This is a genomic window from Mesorhizobium sp. M2E.F.Ca.ET.209.01.1.1, assembly GCF_004010375.2.
Lineage (GTDB): Bacteria > Pseudomonadota > Alphaproteobacteria > Rhizobiales > Rhizobiaceae > Mesorhizobium.
Genome location: NZ_SADP02000433.1, coordinates 1 through 368 on the forward strand (window position 1 = coordinate 1; position 368 = coordinate 368).

Genomic DNA, 368 nt, shown 5'->3' on the forward strand with positions numbered 1-368 from the left:
ATGATCAAGGATGTGACGGTGAGGCCGAGGCCGAGATTGACGGCGAGATAGTCGGCCGCCGTTTCGCCCATGGTCACCGCCATGATCTTGATCAGCCAGAAATCGAGTGTGACTTCCGGAACCCGGTTGATTGCGGGCACGGCTCGTTTGATGACGGACGAGGTCATGGCGATATCCTGTCGTTGGTGGGGATTACTTGCCGAGAACCTTCATGGCCTGGGCAAAGAAATCATCGGCGCGCTTGTCGTCGTCGGCGTTGCAGCGCTCGATGCCCTTCGTCTCCAGTTCGGAAAACTTGTTCTTGTCGGCGTCGCTGGGCTTCGCCGTGGCTTCAGCGGCGCGCAGGTCCTTCAACACGGTCTCGCAGG

1 pseudogene is annotated in these 368 nt (G+C 59.5%); it reads right to left on the reverse strand.

Features of this window, described 5'->3' with window-relative positions:
* Nucleotides 1-167 (reverse strand): annotated as a pseudogene (locus EN852_RS43305) (hypothetical protein); the annotation flags it as partial.
* Between the last annotated feature and the right edge of the window lie 201 nt (nt 168-368).